The sequence below is a fragment of the Actinoplanes sp. URMC 104 genome (assembly GCF_051386375.1).
Classification (GTDB): Bacteria; Actinomycetota; Actinomycetes; order Mycobacteriales; family Micromonosporaceae; genus Actinoplanes.
Map to the genome: position 1 here is coordinate 121,584 of NZ_JBPQTO010000011.1, position 15,305 is coordinate 136,888.

General features: G+C 76.6%; 6 protein-coding genes (1 of these 6 only partly in view). All 6 read right to left on the reverse strand.

The window, feature by feature from the left end:
• Tightly spaced (each overlapping or abutting the next), the 6 genes in view from ACSNN8_RS26400 to ACSNN8_RS26425 form a layout consistent with a single transcriptional unit that may run on beyond the window.
• Positions 1 to 741, reverse strand: a complete 741-nt coding sequence (locus ACSNN8_RS26400; protein WP_436652252.1) for a 2,3-dihydro-2,3-dihydroxybenzoate dehydrogenase — start codon at positions 739 to 741, stop codon at positions 1 to 3.
• Positions 734 to 1,513, reverse strand: a complete 780-nt coding sequence (locus ACSNN8_RS26405) for a siderophore-interacting protein (RefSeq protein WP_436652253.1) — start codon at positions 1,511 to 1,513, stop codon at positions 734 to 736. Before ACSNN8_RS26405 ends, ACSNN8_RS26400 begins: the two co-directional genes overlap by 8 nt.
• Positions 1,510 to 2,295: an alpha/beta fold hydrolase gene (locus ACSNN8_RS26410; protein WP_436652254.1), complete on the reverse strand. Its 786-nt coding sequence runs from the start codon at positions 2,293 to 2,295 to the stop codon at positions 1,510 to 1,512. The genes ACSNN8_RS26405 and ACSNN8_RS26410 overlap by 4 nt, the downstream gene beginning before the upstream one ends.
• Positions 2,295 to 3,986, reverse strand: a complete 1,692-nt coding sequence (locus ACSNN8_RS26415; protein ID WP_436652255.1) for an ABC transporter ATP-binding protein — start codon at positions 3,984 to 3,986, stop codon at positions 2,295 to 2,297. The genes ACSNN8_RS26410 and ACSNN8_RS26415 overlap by 1 nt, the downstream gene beginning before the upstream one ends.
• Positions 3,979 to 5,622 carry an ABC transporter ATP-binding protein gene (locus tag ACSNN8_RS26420; RefSeq protein ID WP_436652256.1) on the reverse strand — a complete coding sequence of 548 codons (1,644 nt, stop codon included), beginning with the start codon at positions 5,620 to 5,622 and terminating at the stop codon, positions 3,979 to 3,981. Before ACSNN8_RS26420 ends, ACSNN8_RS26415 begins: the two co-directional genes overlap by 8 nt.
• A protein-coding gene (locus ACSNN8_RS26425) for an amino acid adenylation domain-containing protein (RefSeq protein ID WP_436652257.1) crosses the window boundary here: on the reverse strand, positions 5,619 to 15,305 show its 3' portion. The gene runs 2,775 nt beyond the window's last position; the window shows 9,687 of its 12,462 coding nt (coding positions 2,776–12,462); its start codon lies off the right edge, out of view; its stop codon occupies positions 5,619 to 5,621. Before ACSNN8_RS26425 ends, ACSNN8_RS26420 begins: the two co-directional genes overlap by 4 nt.

Sequence of the window (15,305 nt, forward strand, 5' to 3'; positions counted from 1 at the left end):
TCAGGCCCGGAGCGTGGCGCCGCCGTCGACGTACAGGTCGTGCATGGTGATGTGCCGCGCCCGGTCGGAGGCCAGGAACAGGACGGCGTCGGCGATGTCCCCGGGTTCGGCGAGGCGGCCTAGCGGGATGCCGATGCGGTACGCCGCGGCGTCACCGGCGATGACCGCGGCCGGCCCTTCGTCGGTCCACAGGGCCCGCTGCATCGGGGTGTCGGTCGACCCGGGGGCGACCACGTTGCAGCGGATGCCGTGCGGCGCCAGCTCGAGGCCGAGGCTCTTGGTGAAGGCGGTCGCGGCGGCCTTGGACGCGGCGTACGCGGCCATCCCCATCCGCGGCACGCCCGCCGCGTTGGACGAGACGGTCACGATCACGCCGGTGCGCCTCGGCACCATCCGCCGGGCCACCGCCCGGCTGACGTGGAACACGCCGGAGGCGTTGACGGCGAACGTGGCGGCCCAGTCCTCGTCGGACAGGTCCACGACCGCGCCGGTGCGCAGCACCCCGGCCACGTTGGCGAGCACCGTGATCGGGCCCAGCTCCGCCTCGACCTCACCGACGAGCGCGTCGACCCGGGCCGGCGAGGCCACGTCCGCCGCGTACGCGGTGATGGCGGCGTGCTCGTGGTCCCGCTCCTCGAGGTCGACGGCCGCCACCCGCAGGCCCGCGTCGGCGAAGGCCCGCGCGACGGCCCGGCCGATGCCCTGCCCGGCGCCGGTGACCAGCGCGATCCCGCTACTCATCGTCGTCGTGGTGGTCGAGGTTGACGACGCCGCGCTTCCAGTAGCCGTCGATCTCGGCCCAGTCGCGGTTGTGCCCGCGGGCGCGGATGTGGCGGCGGATCGGCTTGAGCCCGGTCGCCTCGCCGGCGACCCAGACGTACCCGTCGCCGGGTGGCAGCTCCACCGTGGACAGCACGCTCGCCAGGGTCTCGCCGCGGTCGCGGTGCAGCCATCGGACCTCGGCGGCGAGCTGCTGCTCCTCGGCGGCGTCGGCCACCTCGACGTACGCCATCGTGCGAACGCCGGCCGGGAGCCGCTCGAGCCAGGCCGCGAGCGCGGGCAGGGCGGTCTCGTCGGCGCCGAGCAGATACCAGTCGAAGGTGTACGGGACCAGGGTCGAGCCGCGCGGGCCCAGGATGCCGACCTTGTCGCCCGGTTCCGCCCGCGCGGCCCAGGATCCGCCGGGCCCGTGCTCGTGCAGCACGAAGTCGATGTCGAGCTCGCGCAGTCCGGGCCGCAGGTGGCGCACGGTGTAGTCGCGGAAGGTGGGCAGCGGCGAGCCGGGCGGCGGCGGTTCCAGGCCCTCCTCGCCGAGCGTGGGCATAACCGGCAGCTCGGCGCCCGGCTCGGGGAAGAACACCTTCACGTGGTCGTCGGGCGCGGCGTGGCTGAACCCGTCGAGGTCCTCGCCGCCGAGCGTCACGCGCAGCATGCGCGGGCTGATCCGCGTGGTCCGGCGCACCTCGAGCAGGCGCGGGGTGAGGTCGTGCCAGACGAGCTCGGGCGTCTTCATGCGGGCTCCTTCCAGAAGTCGATCAGGGCGGTGTTCACGGGACCGGGCTGTTCGAGGTAGCCGTAGTGGCCCGCGTCGGGGATCTCGACGTAGCGCGCCCCCGGGATGGCCGCGGCGACCCGCCGGCCGGCGGGCGGCGGCGCGATCAGGTCGTCGGCGAAGCTCATCACCAGGCAGGCGACCGCGATCCCGGCGTACGCCCCCAGGCGGTCGGCGTCCTGCCCGGCGTCCAGCCGGCTCGGGCTGCCGCCGGCGCCGGTCAGCGGCAGCCCGAAGACGTCCAGCCAGTCCTGCGCCCGCTGGTCGTCGGCGAGCGTGCGCGGCGACAGGTTGCAGGCGGCGCGCACGACCGCGAGGTACTCGACCGGCAGGCCGGCGCCGGCCACCCGGCGCTCGGCCGCCGACATCGCCGTGAGGAAGGCGCCCGGCCGGTCGAAGGTCGCCATGAGCACCGCGCGGTCGACCAGCTCGGGGCGGTGCAGGCACAGCTCGGCGGCGACCCGGGCGCCCATCGAGGAGCCGGCGACCCGGCACGGGCCCAGGCCCAGCTTCTCGATCAGCGTGGCCGCGTCGGCGACCAGGCCGGGCATCGTGACGACCGGGGGCGTGTCGCTGGGCGCCACGCCGCGGGTGTCGTAGGTGACGACCCGGTAGCCGGCGGCGACCAGCGCGGGCACCTGGTGCAGCTGCCAGGTGCGGCCGCGGGCGCCGGTCCCGGCCAGCAGCAGCACGCCCGGCCCGGCGCCGGACTCCTGATAGTGCAGCCCGTCGAGAAAGGGCATCAGCGCTCCCCGGTGGTGAGGCGCCCGGCGTGCAGGCGCACGACGCGGGGCAGGCGGTCGATGGTGGCCGGCCGGTGCGCGATGACCAGCACCGTGCGGCCGGCGCGCAGCCGGGCGAGGGCCTCCTCGATGCGGTGCGCGGTGCCGGGGTCGAGGTCGGCGGTGGCCTCGTCGAGGATCAGCACCTCGGGGTCGGTGAGCGCGGCCCGGATCAGCCCGACGAGCTGACGTTCCCCGGCCGAGAACCGCTCCCCGCGGCGGCCCACGGCGGTGTCGAAGCCGTCGGGCAGCCCGGCGACCCAGCCGGTCAGCCCGAGCGCCTCGGCGGCGCGGGCGAAGTCGGCGCGGCCCGGGCGGCCCGGGGCGAGCGCGAGGTTGTCGGCGAGCGTGCCCGCGACCAGGTGGACCTGCTGCGGGACGAGCACGAGCCGGCGCCGCAGCTCGGCCGGGTCCAGCGCGGCGAGGTCCCGGCCGCCCAGCCGGACGGCGCCGGTGTCGGGCAGATAGAGCCCGCAGAGCAGCTTGGCGAGCGTGGTCTTGCCGGATCCCGTCTCGCCGGCGATGCCGGCGTGCTCCCCCGGCGCGAAGTGGACGCTGATGCCGTGCAGCACCTGCTCGCCGGGCCGGTAGCTGTAGGTGACCGCCTCCGCGGTCAGCCCCGCCTCCCGCTCGACCGCGCCGACGGTGGCCGGCGCCGCCGGGTCCGTCGTCGCATCCAGCAGGTCGAGCAGGCGCGCCAGCCCGACGCGCGACTCGAGCATCTCGCCGGCGACCAGCGTGAAGTCGTCGACCGAGCCGAACAGGTCGCGGCTGGCGAGCACGAAGGTGACGACGACGCCGACCGTCACGACGTCCGCGGACGCCAGCATCCCGCCGGCCACCAGCAGGGCGGCGCTGGTCAGCCCCTGCACGATCCAGGTGGCGTCGATCCAGTTGGCGCCGCGCTGGGCGGCCCGCGCCCGGTCCAGGTAGGTGTCGGCGTCGGTCCGCAGCCGGTCCAGCCAGATCCGGGTGGCGTCGTCGATCTGCAGCTGCTCGCGGGCCTGCAGGCTCTCGGCGAACGTCGCGGTGAGCGTGGCCCGGGCGGCGGCCTCGGCCGGGTACGCCGCCTGCGCCGCCCGCCGGAACCGCCGGCCCACCCACCACATCGGCGGCGCGAAGACCAGCACGAGCAGCCCGAACAGCTGCCACGACGAGGTCAGCAGCACCACGACGCTGAAGACCAGGTAGCCGCCCAGCGAGATCAGGTCGGGCAGCTGGCCGCGGACGAAGGCGGCGAGCTCGGCGATCTCGACGGTGGCGCGCTGCAGCAGGTCGCCGCCGCGGTGCGCCTCGAGGAAGCGCAGCGACGTGCCGCCGAGCCGGTCCACGACCAGGTCGCGCAGGCTGTGCACGACGCGTTCGCCGACCCGGGTGAGCAGCAGCTCCGACCAGCGCAGCAGCACGGTCCGCGCCACCACGAGCGCGAGCACCACGGCGGCGCTGGTGAGCAGCCCGGCGCGGTCGCCGGCGAGCAGCTCGTCGACCGCGCGGCCGATCACCACCGGCACCAGCGTGAGCGACAGCGTGGCCAGCAGGTTCACCGCCACCGCGCCGGCCGTCGCGCGCCGGTGCCCGCGCAGGTGCGGCCACGCGCGGCGCAGCACGTGGCGCTGGTCGGGCTCCTCGGTCAGCAGCCGGACGTCACCCATGCCGCACCAGCTCCCCGTCCACGACACCCAGATCGATCACCCGGTCGGCCCGCTCGGCCACGGCGGGCCGCGACGTGGCGAAGACGACCGTGAGGCCGAGCCCGCGCAGGCCGTCGAGGATGCGCCGCTCGGTGCCGGCGTCCACGGCGGAGGTCACGTCGTCGAGCAGCAGCACCCGGGCGCCGCGCAGCAGACCGCGGGCGAGCGCGAGCCGTTGCAGCTGCCCGCCCGAGACGGTGCTGCCGCGCTCGCCCACCACCGTGCCGAAGCCGTCCGGCAGCGACTCGATGTGCTCGAGGATCCCGGCCGTACGGCACGCCTCGCGCAGCTGCTCGTCGGTGAGCGCCGCGCGGCCGAGGCGCAGGTTCTCCGCGACCGTGCCGCTGAGCAGCAGGGGTCGCTGCCCGACCAGCGTGATCGTGTCGCGCACGTCGGCGAGGGCGGCGTCGCGCAGGTCCGTGCCGCCGTAGCGGACCGTGCCCGCGGCCGGGTCGTCGAGCCGGGCGAGCAGCCGCAGCAGGGTGGACTTGCCGGTGCCGACCGCGCCCACCAGCGCGACGAACTCCCCCGGGGCGACGCTCAGGTCGGGCAGCCGCAGCGTCCGGTCCCCGTACGTGACGCGGAGCCCGGTGGCGGCCGGCGCGCCCTCGGCCGGGAGCGCCACCGGGTCGTCCGGGCCGGCGAGCGAGGCTCCGGTGCCCAGCACCGCGCCGATGCGGCCCGCGGCGGTCCAGGCGTCGCCGAGCTGTCCGAAGCGGAACGTCAGCATCATGACCTGGCGGCCCAGCAGCGCCATCCAGCTCGCGAACGACACCAGGCCGCCGACGGAGAACCGGCCGTCGAGCACCGCGAGCCCGCCGAACGCCAGCCCGGCCGCGGTGGCCAGCCACGGCACGAAGGGGGCGTGGGCGGACCAGCCCGCGGCGATGCGGGCGAGGGCGAGCGTGCGGTCGCGGACCACGAGGCTCGCCGCGTGGTGCCGCTCCACCAGTACCGTCTCGCCGCCGAGGCCGCGTACGGCGGCACCGGCCGACAGCAGGTCCTCCACGGCGTCGGCCCGGGCGCCGTGCGCGGCCGACAGCGCGGCGTTGGCCTTCTCGTAGCGCCGCGGGTACCAGAGGTTGACGGCGATCAGCAGCGGCACGGTGGCCAGCCCGACGACGGCGAGCATCGGGTCGAGGCCGGCCACCACGACGAGCACGGCCAGGAAGCCGAGCACGCCGCTGACCAGCGACGGCACGGTGGACAGCCAGACGGTGACCTGCTCGACGTCGCGGGTGCCGCGGGTCACCAGGTCGCCGGCGCCGAACCGGTGCGCGGTGCCCGCGTCCCAGCCGAGCACGCGCTCGGCCAGCCGCAGCAGCAGCCGGTTGCCGGTGCGGACCCCCGCGAGCGTGGCCCACCAGCGCATCGCCAGCTCGGCGACGGTGAGCGCGATCGACACGGCCAGCGTGGCGCCCGCCCACCGCAGCAGCGCGGCGGTGTCGCCGGTGGTGATGCCCTCGTCGAGCGCGCGGCCGAGGCACCACGGCAGCAGGATCAGCCCCGCCTGGTAGCCGAGGCCGCCCAGCCCCGAGGCGGCCAGGCCGCGGGCCGAGTCGCGCACGGCCCGGCGCAGCAGCACGGCGGGCCTCACGACGCGGCCCCGGCCAGCGCGGCCACGGTCCGCAGGGTCACCAGGTCGCGCAGTCTCAGCTCGACTCCCCTGGCGCGGGCCAGGGCGGTCAGCCGCATCGCGGAGATGCTGTCGCCGCCCAGGTCGAAGAAGCTGTCGTCGGCGCCCACCGCGGGCAGGCCGAGCACCTCGGCGAACAGCTCGGCGAGACGCTCCTCGCGCTCGCCGGCGGGGGCGCGGCCGGTCACCGCGTACGAGGGCCGGGGCAACCGGGCGCGGTCGAGCTTGCCGTTGACCGTGAGCGGCAGCGCGTCCAGCGCCACCACCGCCGCGGGCACGAGGTGCGCCGGCAGCCGCTGCCCCGCCCAGGCTCGGACCTGCGCCGGGTCGGCGTCGCCCACCACGTACGCGACGAGGCGCCCCCCGTCGGTGACCGCCACGGCCTGCGTCACCGCGGGATGCCCGGCCAGCACGGTCGCCACCTCGCCCGGCTCCACCCGGTGCCCGCGGATCTTCACCTGGTCGTCGGAGCGGCCCAGGTAGTCGAGGCGCCCGTCCGGGGTCCAGCGCGCCACGTCGCCGGTGCGGTACAGGCGGGCGCCGGGCGGGCCGTACGGGTCGGCGACGAACCGGGCGGCCGTCAGCCCCGGCCGGTCGAGGTAGCCGAGCGCGACCTGCGCGCCGCCGATGTAGAGCTCGCCGGCCACGCCGGGCGGCACGGGCCGCAGCCGGCCGTCGAGCACGTACAGGCTCAGGTTGGCGACCGGGCGGCCGATCAGCGCGCGCGGCACCTCCTTGACCCGCTGCACCACCGCGTCCACCGTGCACTCCGTGGGCCCGTAGAAGTTGTACGACTCGGTGTCCGGCAGCGCGGCCATCGCCGCCCACAGCGGGTCGGGCACCGCCTCGCCGCCGACGCCGAGCACGGCCAGCCCGGCGGCGTCGAACCCGGCCGCCAGCAGCTGGTCGAGGTGCGACGGGGCGAGCTCGACGACGTCGATGCCGCGCTCTCGCAGCAGCGCGGCCAGCAGCGCCGGGTCGTGCCGCGGCTCGTCGGTGACCAGGTGCAGCTCGTGGCCGCCGAGCAGCGCGAGCAGCGGCTGCCAGGAGGCGTCGAAGGCGAACGACCAGTTGTGCGCGACGCGCAGCGGCCGGCCCAGCCGCCGCGACGCCGGGCCCAGGATGCGGTCGGTGTGGCTCGCCAGCAGGTTCACCACGGCGCGGTGCGGCACGAGCACGCCCTTGGGCCGCCCGGTCGAGCCGGAGGTGTAGATGACGTACGCCGGGTGGTCCGGCGTGATCGCGCGAGGCTCGGCCTGCGCGGCGGGCAGCGGCTCGTCGAGCAGCAGACGGGGCGCGTCCGCGGGCAGCCGGTCCACCGTGGACGTCACCGCGAGCGTGACCACGGGCCGGGCGTCGTCGAGCATCTCGGCGATGCGGGCGGCCGGATACGCCGGGTCGAGGGGCAGGTACGCCGCCCCGGAGCCCATCGCGCCGAGCAGCGCGGGCACGATGTGCTCGTCGCGCGGCAGCAGCAGCGCGACGATCCGGCCGGGCCCGGCGCCCAGCGCGGCCAGCGTGCGGGACAGCGTCTCCGCCTGCGCGACCAGCTCCGCGTACGTCCACCGCCTGTCCTCCACCACGAGCGCGGTGGCCTGCGGCGTCCGGGTGGCCCAGTCGCGGACGAGGCCGGGCAGCGTCGCCGGCGCGACCTCGAGGGTTCCCCGGTTCCACTCGGTCAGCACCTGCCGGCGCTCGGCGGCGGTCAGCGCGTCGGCGCGGTCCACCGGGCGCGCCGGGTCGGCGGCGGCCTCGGCGGCGAGCGCGACCAGCCGGTCGAGCAGCAGCCGAGCGGTCGCCGCGTCGACCAGGTCCGGCCGGTACTCCAGCGCCAGGTGCAGCCCGTCGTCCTCGGCCGCCACCAGCGTCAGCGGGTAGTGCGTGGCGTCGCGCCCGGTCACCCCGGCCAGCTTCAGCCCTGCGGCGCGCCGGCTGTCGTCGAGCCGGTCCTCGTCGACCGGGTAGCTCTCGAACACGACGAGGGTGTCGAACAGCTCGCCCGTCCCGGCCAGGCGCTGGATCGCGGCGAGGCCGAGGTGCTGGTGGTCCAGCAGCGCGGCCTGTTCCTGCTGCAGCCGCGCGAGGAACGCCGCCCAGCTCTCCCCCGGCAGCAGCCGGGCGCGCACGGGCACGGTGTTGACGAACAGGCCGATGGTCTCGTCGGCGCCGGTCAGCTCGGGCGGCCGCCCGCTCACCGTGGCGCCGAACACGACGTCGTCGCGGCCGGTGAGCCGGCCCAGCAGCACCGCCCACAGCGCCTGCACCAGCGTGTTGGGGGTGACGCCGTGCCCGCGGGCCAGGCCCGCGAACGCGGGCGGGAGCTGTGCGGTCACCTCGCCGGGCAGGTGCGCGGGGCGGCCACCCGCGCCGGGAGCGACCAGGGTCGGCTCGGTGACGCCGTCGAGCGCGGCACGCCACGCCTCACGGGCGGCTCCCGCGTCGGCGGCGCCCAGCCAGGCCAGGAAGTCGCGGTACGGGCGGGCCGGGGCAAGCGGTTTCCCGGCGTACGCGGTGAGCAGCTCGCGGGCCACCAGCGGCCCGGACCAGCCGTCCACCAGCAGGTGGTGCTGGGTGAGCACGAGCCGGTACCGGTCGGCGGCCAGCCGCAGCAGCAGGAACCTCAGCAGCGGCGCGCTCCCCAGGTCGAAGGGCCGAGCGCGTTCCTCGTCGGCGGCGCTGTCGGCCTCCGCCGTGCTCGCGACGTCGCGTACCCGGAAAGGCACGGGCACGTCCGCGGGGATCACCTGCACCGGCGAGCCCGCGGCGGTCGTGGTGAAGACGGCGCGCAGGTTGGGGTGCCGGTCGAGCAGTGTCGCGGCCGCCGCCCGCATCCGCTGCGCGTCGAGCTCGCCGTCGAGGTCGAGCTGCTGCTGCACGGTGTAGACGTCGCCGGCGCCGTCGAGGGTGTGCAGATAGAACAGTCCCTCCTGCAGCGGCGTCAGCGGGAGCACGTCGGTGAGCGCCGGGAAACGCCTTTCCAGCTCGTCGAGCCCGGGCTGGTCCACGCCGGCGAGCACGTCCGAGGGGGTCAGCCCGCTCGCGCCCTCGATCCGCGCGAGGGCGCCCGTCCACGCCTCGAGCAGCGCCCGTACGGTCTGCCGGTCCAGCAGCCGCCGCGGGTACGCCGCGGAGAGCACCACCTCGTCGCCGGCCACAGTGGCCTCGACGCTCAGCACGTGCCGCGCGGCGACGTCGTCCCCGGCATCGCCGCGCAGCCCGCCCTCGCCCGTACGCCCGAGGTAGTTGACCAGGATCGGCGGGCGCGGGTCGTCGCGGCGCAGCAGCCCGTAGCCGATGCCGCCGTCCGGCGCCGCCCGCAGCAGCTCCTTGACGTGCTTGAGCGCCGCCGCCGGATCCGTGCCCGGGACGCGCAGCCGCACCGGGTGCGAGGTGGTGAACCAGCCGACCGTACGGGACAGGTCCGCGCCCGGCAGCAGCTGCTCCTCGCGGCCGTGGCCCTCCAGCTCGACCAGCACGTCCTCGTCGCCGGCCGCGAGCGCGAGCCCGGTCAGCAACACGTCCTGCGGGTTGGCCCGGCCCGCTGCGAACAGCGGCGCGGCGGGGGCCCGCACGGTCACCTGGTCGAGCGTGCCCAGCGTGTCGGTGGCGTCCGGCACGAGGTGGCCGAGGTACGCGGGGCCGGTCAGAACCGAGTCCCAGTACGGCTGCTCGGCGCTGCGGTCGAGCCGGTGCAGGGCCCGCGCCCACGCGCGGAACGACGTGCCCACGGCGGGCAGCGGCCCGTCGGCGGCCAGGTCCTCCAGCAGGATCGGCCACGAGACGGCGTCGACCGCCAGGTGGTGGACGGTCAGCCGCAGCCGGTCGCCGTCGAGCACCTCGGCCGCGACCAGCCGGCCCGCGACGGGGTCGAGGCTGCCGCCCAGCACGCCGGCCGCGCGGACCGTTCCCGGCGGCGGCACGTGCAGGCCGTCGCCGGTCCACCGGGCGCGCAGCATGTCGTGCCGGTCGAGCAGGGCCTGCAGCCGGTCCTCGAGGTGGTCGGGCAGGCGGGTCACCATCGACTGACTCAGCCGCGGGTCGGCCGCGTCCACGCCCCGCATGAACGGGGTCGCCGGCACGTCGCCCCACCCGTCCTCGGCGGCGGTCGTCATGTCGACCGGCGTTGCCACGGCCGCCATGCCCTCGACCGTCGGGCGGGCGAAGACGTCGCGCGCCGACAGCCGCCAGCCCTTCGCGCGGGCTCGCGCGGTGAGCTGCAGGGCGAGGATGCTGTCGCCGCCGAGCGCGAAGAAGCTGTCCCGCACCCCGACCCGCTGCAGCCCGAGGACTCCGGCCACCAGATCCGCGAAGACCTCCTCGGCCGGGGTGCGCGGCGCGTCGTCGCCCGCCCGCTGCGCGAGGTCGGGGGCCGGCAGGCGGCGGCGGTCGAGCTTGCCGCTGGGGCCGAGCGGCAGCTCCGGCAGCTCCACGAACGCGGCCGGGACCAGGTGCTCCGGCAGCGTCCGGGCGAGCGCCGCCGCGAGGTCGCCCACGGCGTCGCCCACCACGTAGGCGACCAGGCGGCGGGACGGGCCGTCGTCGCGGGCGACCACGGCGGCGGCGGTGATGCCGGGCAGGGCGGTCAGCGCCGCCTCGACCTCGCCGGGCTCGATCCGCAGGCCGCGGATCTTCACCTGGTCGTCGGTCCGGCCCGCGTACTCCAGCAGGCCGCCCGGGGTGCGGCGGGCCAGGTCGCCGGTGCGGTAGAGGCGGTCGCCCGGGGCGCCGAACGGGTTCGCGACGAAGCGCTGCGCGGTCAGCCCGGGCCGCCCGAGATAGCCGCGGGCGAGCTGCACACCGCCGAGGTAGAGCTCGCCGACGACGCCCGCGGGCACCGGGCGCAGCCACGGGTCCAGCACGTGCACGGTGGTGTTCCGGACCGGGCGGCCGATCGGCACCGGCGCGTCGGCGGCGACGTCGACCGGGTGGTGCGTGACGTCGACCGCGGCCTCGGTCGGGCCGTACAGGTTGTGCAGCTCGACGCCCGGCAGCACCTCGCCGAAGCGGCGGGCCAGCTCGCCCGGGAGCGCCTCACCGCTGCAGATCACCCGGGTGAGCGCCGGCGCGGCACCGGCCGCGGCCGGGTCGGCGAGGAAGGCCCGCAGCATCGACGGCACGAAGTGGACGGTCGTCACCCGCTCGGCCGCGATCGTCGCGGCGAGGTACGCGGGGTCGCGGTGCCCGTCCGGGCGGGCCACCACGAGCGTGGCGCCGGTCAGCAGCGGCCAGAAGAACTCCCACACCGACACGTCGAACCCGGCCGGCGTCTTCTGCAGCACCCGCTCCCCCGGCGCCAGGCCGTACGCGGACTGCATCCACAGCAGGCGGTTGACGATCGACCGGTGCGAGACGGTGACGCCCTTGGGCCGCCCGGTGGAGCCGGAGGTGTAGATGACGTACGCCGCCGCGTCGCCGGGCAGTTCGGGCGCGTCCACCACCGGGGCGCCCACGTTGCGCACCGAACGCTCGTCGAGCACCAGCGTGGCGCCGGAGTCGGCCAGCAGGAATCCGGTGCGCTCCTTCGGGTGCGACGGGTCGAGCGGCAGATAGGCGGCCCCGGCGCGGTGCACGGCGTGCAGCGCGATCACGAGGTCCAGGGAGCGGGGCAGCGCGACCGCGACGATCGTCTCCGGTCCCGCGCCCTGCTCGCGCAGCCAGCCGGCCAGGCCCGCCACGCGGGCGTCCACCTCGGCGTACGTCAGGGTCTCGCCCTCGAAGACCAGCGCGGGGCGGTCCGGATGCGTGCGCACGGCCCGGGCGAAGAGCTCGGGCAGCGTGGTGCTGGGCACCGGGTGCTCCGCGACGGCGGCCTCGTCGAAGCGGGAGCGGCCGATGGCGGTGCGGGGGCCGGCGGCCAGCTCGGCGAGCAGGGCGCCGTACCGGTCCAGGATGTCCTCGGCCGCGTCCGAGGAGAACAGGTCGGTGCGGAAGGCGAGGCCGAGCCGCAGCCGGTCGCCCGGGGCGACGGCGAGGGTGAGCGGGTAGTGCGGCGCGTCGTCACCCGTCACGTCGGCGATGCGCAGCCCCGCCGCGCCGGTGGCGGCGTGCAGGCCGTCGGCGTCGAGCGGGTAGCTCTCGAAGATCGTGAGCGTGTCGAACAGCTCGCCGATGCCGGCCAGGCGCTGGATGTCGGGCAGCGGCAGGTGCTGGTGCTCGAGCAGGGCGGCCTGGCCGTCGCGCAGCCGGTCGAGCAGCGCCGCCCAGGTGAGCGCCGGGTCCAGCCGCACCCGCACGGGCAGCGTGGTGATGAAGAAGCCGATCATGTCCTCGACGCCGGGTACCTGCGCGGGACGGCCGCTGACCGTCGTGCCGAAGACGACGTCGGTGCGGCCGGTGAGCTGCACCAGCAGCACCGCCCAGGCGGCCTGCACGACGGTGTTGAGGGTGACCTGGTGGTCGCGGGCCAGCGCGGTCAGGCGCTCGGTGACCTCACGGGGCAGGTCGCGTTCGAGCTTGCCGGGGCGCGCGTCCAGCACCGCGCCCGCGCCGGGGGCGACGAGCGAGGGCTGCTCGAGCCCGTCGAGCGCGGCCCGCCAGGCGTTCTCGGCCGCCGCGCGGTCGGTCCCGCCGAGCCAGCGCAGGTATTCGCGGTAGGGCCGCGGCGCGGGCAGCGCCCGCCCGGCGTACAGGTCGAACAGCTCGCGGACCGCCAGCGGGGTCGACCAGCCGTCGAGCAGGATGTGGTGGTTGGTCAGCACGAGGCGGTGCCGGTGCTCGCCCAGCCGCACCAGCGTGAGCCGCAGCAGCGGCGCCTGGCCGAGGTCGAACGGCCGGGCCCGGTCGGCGGCGGCGAACTCCTCGAAGCCGCCCGCGGTGAGGTCGAGCTCGTGCCAGGGCAGCTCCGCGCGGGCGGCGACCACCTGTCGGTGGGAGCCGTCGGGGCCGGGAACGAACGCGGCGCGCAGCGAGGGGTGACGGTCCAGCAGGGACTGTCCGGCGGCGCGCAGGCGTCCGGGGTCGACCGGGCCGTCGAGGTCGAGGACCTGCTGGACGACGTACGGGTCGACGGCGCCGGCCACGGCGGCCAGGAACGCGAGGCCCTCCTGCAGCGGCGACAGCGGCCACACGTCGTCGAGGCCGCCCGGGCGCCGCTCCAGCGCGTCGACCTCGTCCTGCGAGATGCCGGGCAGCAGCAGGTCCGACGGGGTGCGGCCGCCGGCCGCCGCGGGGATCGCCGCGAGCGCCGCGAACCAGTCGTCCGCCAGCGACCGCACCTCGTGCTCGGTCAGGACGCCGCCGGGGTAGGTCAGCGTGGCGACCAGGCGGCCGTCGAGCACGGAGGCGTTGATTTCGAGGGCGCGGGCCAGCGGCATGGCCGGGTCGGCGTCGCCGCCGAGGCCACCCACCGGCGTCCACGGCTGAGCCGTCTCGTCGCCGGTGGTGAAGCGGCCCAGGTAGTTGACGACGATCTGCGGCTCGGGCCGGGCGGCAAGCGCTTGCCGGCCGGCCGGATCGAGGTGGCGCAGCAGGCCGAAGCCCGCGCCGTTGCCGGGCACCGCGCGCAGCTGCTCCTTGACGGCCTTGAGCGCGGCCGCGGGACCGTTGTCGCCGGGCGTCAGGCGTACGGGGAACTCCGTGGTGAACCAGCCGACCGTGCGGGACAGGTCGGCGCCGGGCACGAGGTGCTCCTCGCGGCCGTGACCCTCGAGCTCGACCAGCACGCTGTCCCGGCCGGTGCGGGCCGTGACAGCGAGCGCGAGCCCGGTCAGCAGCACCTCGGCGACGCCCGTGTGGAAGGCCTCCGAGAGGCCGTCGAGGACGGCCGCGTCGAGCTCGACCGTGACCGTGCGCGCGGTCGCGACCGTGTCGCGGGCCGGGTCGACCGGCCGCGCGCCGAGCGGCGGCTCCTCCTCGCGCAGGACGCCGAGCCAGTACGGCAGCTCACTCTCGTCGCCGACCGGCAGCGCCTTGGCCCAGGCCCGGAACGACGTGCCCACCGCGGGCAAGGGCTCGCCCGCCCAGGCGGTGGCCAGGTCGGCGAGCAGGATGCGCCACGACACGCCGTCGACGACGCTGTGGTGCACCACGACGTGCACCTCGTCGCCGGCCCACGTGACCCGCAGCGGCATCCCGTCCGCCGGGCGCAGGCCGTCGGCCATCCCCTCGGCCGCCGCTTCCGGACCCACGACGACCTTGGCCGCATCGAGTGTGCCGGGCGGGGGGACGGTCAAGCCCTTCTGCGGGGTCCAGGAGGCGCGCAGCAGGTCGTGGCGGTCGAGCAGCGCCTGCACGACGGCGTGCAGCCGTTCCAGCGTCAGGCCCGCCGGGGCCCGCAGCGTCATCGACTGGCTGTAGCGCCCGGCCGGCCCGGCGTCGCGCAGCCACGCGAGCGCCGGGGTCAGCGGCACGTCCCCGACCGCGTCCCCCACCGGCCCCGCCTGTGTCGCCGGCGCCGCCACCGCCGCGAGCGCCGCGACCGTCCGGAGCTCGAAGATCTGCCGAGCGGTGATCCGCAGCCCCGCCGCCCGCGCCCGGGCCACCAGCTGCAGCGAGACGATGCTGTCCCCGCCCAGCGTGAAGAAGCTGTCCTCCACCCCCACGGCCGGCAGCCCGAGAACCTCGGCGAACAGCTTCGCCAGCGTCTTTTCCCTCGCCGTCCTCGGCGCCGCGTCCCCCGCAAGCCCGCCGAAGTCTGGCGCCGGCAGCGCCCGCCGATCCACCTTGCCCGCCGCCGTCGTCGGGAACCTCTCCATCACGACAACCGCCGCCGGCACCATGTGGTCCGGCAGGCGCGCAGCCGCCCACTCCCGCACCCCTCCCGCGGTGATTTCCTCCCGCGCCCTTCCCGCAGCGACCCCTTCCCGCCTTTGTCTCGCAGCAGTTCCTTCCCGCACCCCTCCCGCGGCGATGCCCTCCCACGCCCTTCCCGCAGCGGCCCCTTCCGGCCCTTGTCTCGCAGCAGTTCCTTCCCGCATCCCGCCCGCGGCGGCTCCCTCCCGCGCCTCCCGCGCGGCGGTCCCCTCCCGCGCTCCCTGAGCGGCGGTCCCCTCCCGCGCTTGTTCCGCGGCGGCCCTCCCCCGCATCGCGTCCGCGGCGGACCCGTCCCGCACCTCTTTCGCGGCGGCCTCCCACCGCGCTTCGTCCGCGGCGGCCGGCTCTCGCAGCCCCTCTGAGGCGCCGACGACGTACGCCACCAGGCGCCCGTCCCGCGGCACGACCACCGCCTGCCGGACCGCCGGATGCTCCGCCAGCACAGCCGCGACCTCCCCCGGCTCCACCCGGAAGCCACGGATTTTCACCTGGTCGTCCGCGCGGCCCACGAACTCCAGCCGCCCGCCCGCCGTCCACCGCACCACGTCGCCGGTGCGGTACATCCGCTCCCCGTGCTGCCACGGGTCCGCCACGAACCGCGTCGCGGTCAGCCCCGGCCGGTCCTTGTAGCCGCGGCCCAGCTGAGCGCCGGACAGATACAGCTCCCCCGCCACCCCCGGCGCCACCGGCCGCAGCCAGCCGTCCAGCACGTACGCCCGGGTGTTGCCGATCGGCCGCCCCACCACCGGCGCTGCGTCGTCGGCGACCCACGCCATCAACGTGTCGACCGTGCACTCGGTCGGGCCGTACAGATTGACGCCTCGCGTGTCCGGCGCCCGGCGGATCGCCGTCCACAGCGCTGGCCCCGCAGCTTCCCCGCCCAGCATCACCAG

Coding starts and splice junctions, on each gene's coding strand:
- ACSNN8_RS26400 (WP_436652252.1), bottom strand. CDS start 741: ATGAGTAGCGGGATCGCGCTGGTCACCGGCGCCGGGCAGGGCATCGGC.
- ACSNN8_RS26405 (WP_436652253.1), bottom strand. CDS start 1,513: ATGAAGACGCCCGAGCTCGTCTGGCACGACCTCACCCCGCGCCTGCTC.
- ACSNN8_RS26410 (WP_436652254.1), bottom strand. CDS start 2,295: ATGCCCTTTCTCGACGGGCTGCACTATCAGGAGTCCGGCGCCGGGCCG.
- ACSNN8_RS26415 (WP_436652255.1), bottom strand. CDS start 3,986: ATGGGTGACGTCCGGCTGCTGACCGAGGAGCCCGACCAGCGCCACGTG.